Below are 6,454 nucleotides of genomic sequence, written 5' to 3'. Positions count from 1 at the left end.
CCGGCGACGAGCCGCGGCTGATCGCGCGCCGCACCGGCGTGCCGGTATGGGTCTGCCCGGACCGCGTCGCCGCGGCGCGCGCGCTGCGCGCCGCGCATCGCGAAGTCGACGTGATCGTCAGCGACGACGGCTTGCAGCACTATCGCCTCGCGCGCGACGTCGAGCTCGTGGTGTTCGATCACCGGCTCGGCGGCAACGGCTTTCTGCTGCCGGCCGGGCCGCTGCGCGAACCGCTGTCGCGCCGCCGCGATGCCACGCTGGTCAATAGCCCGTACGAGCGCACGCTGCCGCCGTGGCCGAATACCTACGCGCTGCAATTGACGCCCGGCGACGCATGGCATCTCGACAATCCGCATCTGCGCCGGCCGCTTGCGCAGTTCACAGGCGTCAAGGTGCTGGCCGCGGCAGGCATCGGCTCTCCCGAACGCTTTTTCGCGACGCTGCGCGCGGCCGGCATTGCGCCGGCCACGCGCGCGCTGCCCGACCACTATGCGTTCGCAATCAATCCTTTCGCGGATGTGCAAGCCGACGCGATCCTGATCACCGAAAAGGATGCGGTAAAATTGGGGACTTGGCGTGATGCGCGCATCTGGGTCGTCCCCGTAGAAGCCGCGCTCGATCATCGCCTTATCGAATCCGTTGTGGAGAAACTCCGTGGACGCCCGCCTGCTTGAAATTCTCGTCTGCCCGATCTGCAAGGGCCCGCTCAGCTACGATCGTTCCGCCCAGGAGCTTATCTGCCACGCCGACAAGCTCGCGTATCCGATTCGCGACGGCATCCCGGTCATGCTCGTCGACGAAGCGCGGCAAACGGTCGAAGGCACGCCGGTCGACCTGAATCCGGGGTCGGTTGCGTGAGCGTTCCCATCGTCCATTCTCCTGCCGCGCCCCCGCCCTTCGTCGCCGTCGTCCCCGCCCGTCTCGCCTCGACCCGCCTGCCGAACAAGCCGCTCGCCGATCTCGGCGGCAAGCCGATGGTCGTGCGTGTCGCGGAACGCGCACGCGAGTCGGGCGCGCAGCGGGTGTTGATCGCGACCGACGCGCAAGCGGTGCTCGATGCCGCGCGCGAGCACGGCATCGACGCGATGCTCACGCGCGCCGATCATCCGTCGGGCACCGACCGGCTCGCCGAAGTCGCAGCGCAGCAGGGCTGGAGCGACGATACGATCGTCGTCAACGTGCAGGGCGACGAACCGCTGATCGACCCGGCGCTGGTGCGCGGCGTAGCGTCGCACCTCGCGGCGAGCGATGGCTGCGCAATCGCGACGGCCGCGCATCCCATCACAAATCCCACGGAAGTGTTCAATCCGAACGTTGTCAAGGTCGTGCTCGACGCGCGCGGCGTCGCGCTGTACTTCTCGCGCGCGCCGATTCCATGGGCCCGCGACGCATGGCAGCCGCATTGGCCCGAGATCGCCGCGATGCCCGCGCCGCCTGCGCCCGCGACGGTCTACCGGCATATCGGCCTGTATGCGTACCGCGCGAAATTTCTGCGCACGTATCCATCCCTCGCCATTTCGCCGATCGAGCAAACCGAAGCGCTCGAGCAACTGCGCGCGATGTGGCATGGCGAACGGATCGCGGTGCTCGTCACGCCCGATACCCCGCTGCCGGGTGTCGATACCCCCGCCGACCTCGCGCGCGTACAGGCTCTTTTCGGGCCGTCCGTGTAAAAACCCATGGCATAATCGGACGGTTAGCGAACCCTCGCCCGTTCGCAGGCTGTCGCCCCGCTTGTCCGCTCGTTGTGCAGTCCACCTTGCATGTTGCAGCGCCGTCGCGCTATAACGCGCGACGTGCAGCGCGATGCATTGCGCGAGCCAGGTCAACGCGGCCCACAAGACGAAGCTGCGTGATGTGCGCGCATCCGCGCCCGCGCCAAACAGAATTTACATAGAGATCTGGAGATATCACATGCGTTTGATCCTGTTGGGCGCGCCCGGCGCGGGCAAGGGCACCCAGGCAAACTTCATCAAGGACAAGTTCGGTATTCCGCAAATCTCGACGGGCGATATGCTGCGCGCCGCGGTCAAGGCGGGCACCCCACTTGGCATCGAGGCGAAGCGTTATATGGATGCCGGTGAACTCGTCACGGATGAACTGATCATCAACCTGGTGAAGGAGCGTCTGCTCGAGCCGGACTGCAAGAACGGTTACCTGTTCGACGGCTTTCCGCGCACGCTGCCGCAAGCTGAAGCGATGAAGCTGGCGGGCGTCGCGATCGACTACGTGCTTGAAATCGACGTGCCGTTCGACGAGATCATCATCCGCATGAGCGGCCGGCGCGTGCACGCGCCATCGGGCCGCACGTATCACGTGAAGTTCAATCCGCCGAAAGTCGACAACCTCGACGACGTGACCGGCGAGCCGTTGATCCAGCGCGACGACGACAAGGAAGAAACCGTGCGCAAACGTCTGGATGTCTACGTCGCGCAAACCAGGCCGCTGGTCGACTACTACCAGAGCTGGGCGCAGAAAGGCGATCCGTCGACTTCGCTGAAAGCCCCGCAGTACCGGCGTATTTCGGGCCTGGGCAGCGTGGACGAGATTCGTACGCGGGTGTTCGACGCGTTGAAGTGAATATGGCGCTTCGCGCGTCTTTGCTGCGATAGGCAAAATGGCTGCACGCTTCGGCAGTCGTCGCGACTGACTCGAACGGCTCCATGGAAACCGCCCCTTTGTGGGCGGTTTTTTTGTGACCTGCGCGCGGACGATTACCGCTCATTGATCAGCGATCCGAATCATTCGCGCAGCGAGCCTGGCCGCGAGACCTGATACCGTTTGCTCGCGTTCTGCCGGCCGGCCACACCGGCTACAATCGTCGTTCGACATGAAATCCGCAATCCGGCCGCGCGACGCTTCGCTCGCCCAGCCCAAGGAGAACGTATGGATATCCGCGACAATGCCTTTCTGATCACCGGCGGCGCATCGGGCCTCGGTGCGGCCACTGCGCGCCTCTTCGCCGAACACGGCGGCAAAGTCGTGCTCGCCGATCTGAACGAGCAGGCCGGCGCCCAGCTTGCGAAGGAACTCGGCGGCGTGTTCGTCAAGTGCGACGTCACACGCGAAGACGACGCGACGCAAGCGGTCGACGCCGCAACGAAGCTCGGCCCGCTGCGCGGACTCATCAACTGCGCCGGGGTGGCGCCCGCCATGAAAACGGTCGGCAAGGACGGCCCGCATTCACTCGACGCGTTCTCGAAGACCATTGCGATCAACCTGATCGGCACCTTCAACATGATCCGGCTCGCGGCCGCCGCAATGGCGAAGCTCGAATCGACTGCGGGCGGCGAGCGCGGCGTGATCGTCAATACCGCGTCCGTCGCGGCCTTCGACGGGCAGATCGGCCAGGCCGCGTATGCGGCCTCGAAGGCGGGCGTCGCCGGCATGACGCTGCCGGTCGCGCGCGATCTGTCGCGCAACGGCATCCGCGTGATGACGATTGCGCCGGGCATCTTCGAAACGCCGATGGTGCTCGGCATGCCGCAAGAAGTGCAGGACTCGCTCGGCGCGATGGTGCCGTTCCCGCCGCGTCTAGGCAAACCCGTCGAATATGCGCTGCTTGCGAAGCAGATTTTCGATAATCCGATGTTGAACGGCGAAGTGATCCGCCTCGATGGCGCGATACGGATGCAGCCCAGGTAAATCTCACGGCGACGCATGTGAAAAAAGCCTGTCTGGCGAAAGGATTTCGCCAGACAGGCTTTTTCGTTCGAGCCGACGCGTTTTTTCGTGTGATGGAAAGCGGCGTTACGCGGCGGTGACGCGCGCTACTCCGCGATTCGCTTTACCTGCCATGCAGCCCCGTCAGTCGCGATCGTTATGCTGCGTGCGCTGCCGAATCTCCTGCAACTGCGATTCGACCACCGTCGCATCTTCCGCGTCGGGCCGATCACCCAGATATCGCTCGAGGTCTTCGAGTGCGGGCCGCAGATAGTCGAGCCGCGCATACGCGAAACCGCGATCGCGCACTTCCTCGATGCTCTCCGGCAGCAGGATCACCAGACGCTGCTGTACCGCTAGCAGACGCTGCCAGCGCTCGGTTTGCAGATACGTCGACTTCAGATTGCGCAGCATCCGCGCGATGATCTCGCGCCGCGTCGCCGGCTGCAGCAGCATGCGCAGTGCACGGCCGACCGAGTCACCCGCCTTCGCGACATAAGGCTCCAGCATGTCGACCATTTCGGATTCGGACAGCGAGTGCCCACTCGTCGGATCGAGCATCACGTCACCGTCCGGCGTCGTCACCCGCAGCAGAAAATGACCCGGGAATGACACGCCGCGCACTGGAATATCCACCTGGCTCGCGATTTCGAGGTACAGCACCGCAAGCGAGATCGGTACGCCGCGCCGGCGCTTCAACACGACGTTCAGATGGCTGTTGTCGGGATCGTAATAGTCGTTGACATTGGCGGCAAAGCCCAATTCGCGAAAGAAGAACCGGTTCAGCACACCGACCTTCTGCTTCACGCTCGCGTCGTCAGGCATGCGCCGCTGCAGCCGCAATACCAGTTCGTCGATCTCCGCGAGCGTGCCCTGCAGATCGAGATCGGGGTAAGCATCCTGCGCGAGCGAAAGCGCCGCTTCGGTCAGCGGCAGGCTTTCGTCCTCGGCGACAAGCGTACTGAAATAGTCGAGAACCCGCGTCATCGTGATCACTTCACTCGCCTTCTGAAATACGCGTATTTGAAGCCCATCAGCCACAGCATACCGAAATATAGCGCGGCGAACAGAACGAGGCACGCGGCGAGCAGCACGATGCGCATGAGCGGCGCGTCGTGCATGCCGACCCAGTCGAAGCTCGCCGCCAGCCAGCGCATCACGCCCGCCAGCACGAGACACGCGCCCAGCAGTTGCACGAAAAAGCGCGTCCACCCCGCCGACGGCGCATAGATGCCGCGCCGCCGCAAGCCGATAAACAGCAGTAACGCATTCATGCAGGCGCCGAGCCCGACCGACAGCGTCAGTCCCGCATGCGCGAAGACCGGCACGAAAATATAGTTGCACACCTGCGTGAACACGAGCACGCCGACACCAATCTTCACCGGCGTCTTGATGTCCTGTTTTGCATAGAAGCCCGGCGCGAGGATCTTGATCAGGATCAGTCCGACGAGGCCGACACCGTATGCGGCAAGCGCACGCGCGACCATCACGACCGAGTGGCCGTCGAACTTGCCATAGTGAAAAAGCGTCGCGGTCAGCGGCTCGGCGAAGAAAAATAGCGCGATCGCGCTGGGCGCGGCAAGCAGAAACGTCACGCGCAGGCCCCAGTCGAGCAGCGCCGAATATTCGTGCGAGTCCGCGTCGACGTGCGCCTTCGACAGGCTCGGCAGCAGGATCGTCCCCAGTGCGACGCCGAGCAGCGCGGTCGGGAACTCCATCAGCCGGTCCGCGTAGTTGATCCACGACACCGCGCCCGGCCCGATATGCGACGCGATATTCGTGTTGATGATCAGGCTGATCTGCGCAACCGACACGGCAAACATCGCCGGCACCATCTTCGCGAGCACGCGCTTCACGCCGCGGTGCGCGAGCGCGCGCAACGGCCGCAGGCCGATGCGCGGCAGCATGTCGATTTTTTTTAGCACCGGCAACTGCACGACGAACTGCAGGATGCCGCCGGCGATCACCGCCCATGCGAGCGCATAGACGGGCGTGCGCAAATGCGGCGCGACGAACACCGCAGCGAAGATAAACGCGACGTTCAGCAGCACCGGCGCGAACGCGGGCATCGAGAAGTGCTTGTACGTGTTGAGCACGCCCGACGCGAGCGACGTCAGCGAGATAAACACGATGTACGGGAACATGATGCGCGTCATCGTGACCGCGAGCGGGTACGCGTCGCCGTCGGTGCGCAGGCCCGAAGCGACCACCAGCACGACCCACGATGCGCCGAGCACGCCGAGCAGCGACAGCGCCGCGAGCACCCATGCGAGCACCGTCGAGGTCGCGTCGACCAGCGCCTTGGTCGCGTCGTGACCTTGCTGGTTCTTGAACTCGGCGAGAATCGGCACGAAGGCCTGGGAGAACGCGCCTTCGGCGGAGATGCGGCGCAACAGGTTCGGAATGCGGAACGCGACGTAGAACGCGTCGGTATATTGACTGGCGCCGAACGCACGGGCGATCAGCGTCTCGCGGGCCAGTCCGGTCACGCGGGACAGCAGCGTGAAGCCGCTGACCGTCAACAGGGCTCGGAATAGATTCATGGGGCGCTTATTATACGGGTGCGCCCAGGGCGCAAGAACGAGTCAGAACGCGATTCGGACCCGTCCGCGCGCAGGACGTTCGCCGGATGGCCGGATTTGGCGGGAAATTTGTGCTGCACGGTTGAGGCCGCGGGGACGGGTTGCCGTGCGGGGTTGCCGTGCGGGGTTGCCGTGCGGGGTTGCCGTGCGGGGTTGCCGTGCGGGGTTGCCGTGCGGGGTTGCCGTGCGGGGTTGCCGTGCGGGGTTGC

Annotated in this window: 7 protein-coding genes; 5 read left to right on the top strand and 2 right to left on the bottom strand. The window is 64.7% G+C overall.

The features are described 5' to 3' along the window. The 5 genes from lpxK to HV675_RS31695 all read left to right on the top strand — a co-directional run. Positions 1-674 (top strand): tetraacyldisaccharide 4'-kinase (lpxK, locus tag HV675_RS31715; protein WP_175115409.1); only part of this gene is annotated, 674 nt, incomplete at its 5' end. Further along, complete coding sequence (locus HV675_RS31710; RefSeq protein WP_063497163.1) at positions 655-858, top strand: Trm112 family protein; 204 nt, start codon at positions 655-657, stop codon at positions 856-858. The genes lpxK and HV675_RS31710, both read left to right, overlap by 20 nt. A gap of 8 nt (positions 859-866) precedes the next feature. Beyond that, positions 867-1,673, top strand: a complete 807-nt coding sequence (gene kdsB / locus HV675_RS31705) for a 3-deoxy-manno-octulosonate cytidylyltransferase (RefSeq protein WP_175115411.1) — start codon at positions 867-869, stop codon at positions 1,671-1,673. A 241-nt stretch (positions 1,674-1,914) separates the two neighbouring features. Continuing rightward, positions 1,915-2,580 (top strand): adenylate kinase, encoded by a 666-nt coding sequence (gene adk, locus HV675_RS31700; RefSeq protein ID WP_175115408.1) that lies wholly within the window; start codon positions 1,915-1,917, stop codon positions 2,578-2,580. 306 nt (positions 2,581-2,886) lie between these two features. After that, positions 2,887-3,645 (top strand): 3-hydroxyacyl-CoA dehydrogenase, encoded by a 759-nt coding sequence (locus tag HV675_RS31695; RefSeq protein ID WP_175115407.1) that lies wholly within the window; start codon positions 2,887-2,889, stop codon positions 3,643-3,645. A gap of 162 nt (positions 3,646-3,807) precedes the next feature. Here HV675_RS31695 and HV675_RS31690 read toward each other — a convergent pair whose 3' ends face one another. Both HV675_RS31690 and murJ read right to left on the bottom strand, forming a co-directional pair. After that, positions 3,808-4,650, bottom strand: coding sequence for a SirB1 family protein (locus HV675_RS31690; RefSeq protein WP_175115410.1), 843 nt, complete (start codon positions 4,648-4,650; stop codon positions 3,808-3,810). Between the two features lie 5 nt (positions 4,651-4,655). Further along, positions 4,656-6,206, bottom strand: coding sequence for a murein biosynthesis integral membrane protein MurJ (gene murJ / locus HV675_RS31685; RefSeq protein ID WP_175115406.1), 1,551 nt, complete (start codon positions 6,204-6,206; stop codon positions 4,656-4,658). Between the last annotated feature and the right edge of the window lie 248 nt (positions 6,207-6,454).

The sequence above is a fragment of the Paraburkholderia solisilvae genome, assembly GCF_902859875.1.
Classification (GTDB): domain Bacteria; phylum Pseudomonadota; class Gammaproteobacteria; order Burkholderiales; family Burkholderiaceae; genus Paraburkholderia; species Paraburkholderia solisilvae.
This window is presented reverse-complemented; position numbering and strand designations above follow the sequence as displayed.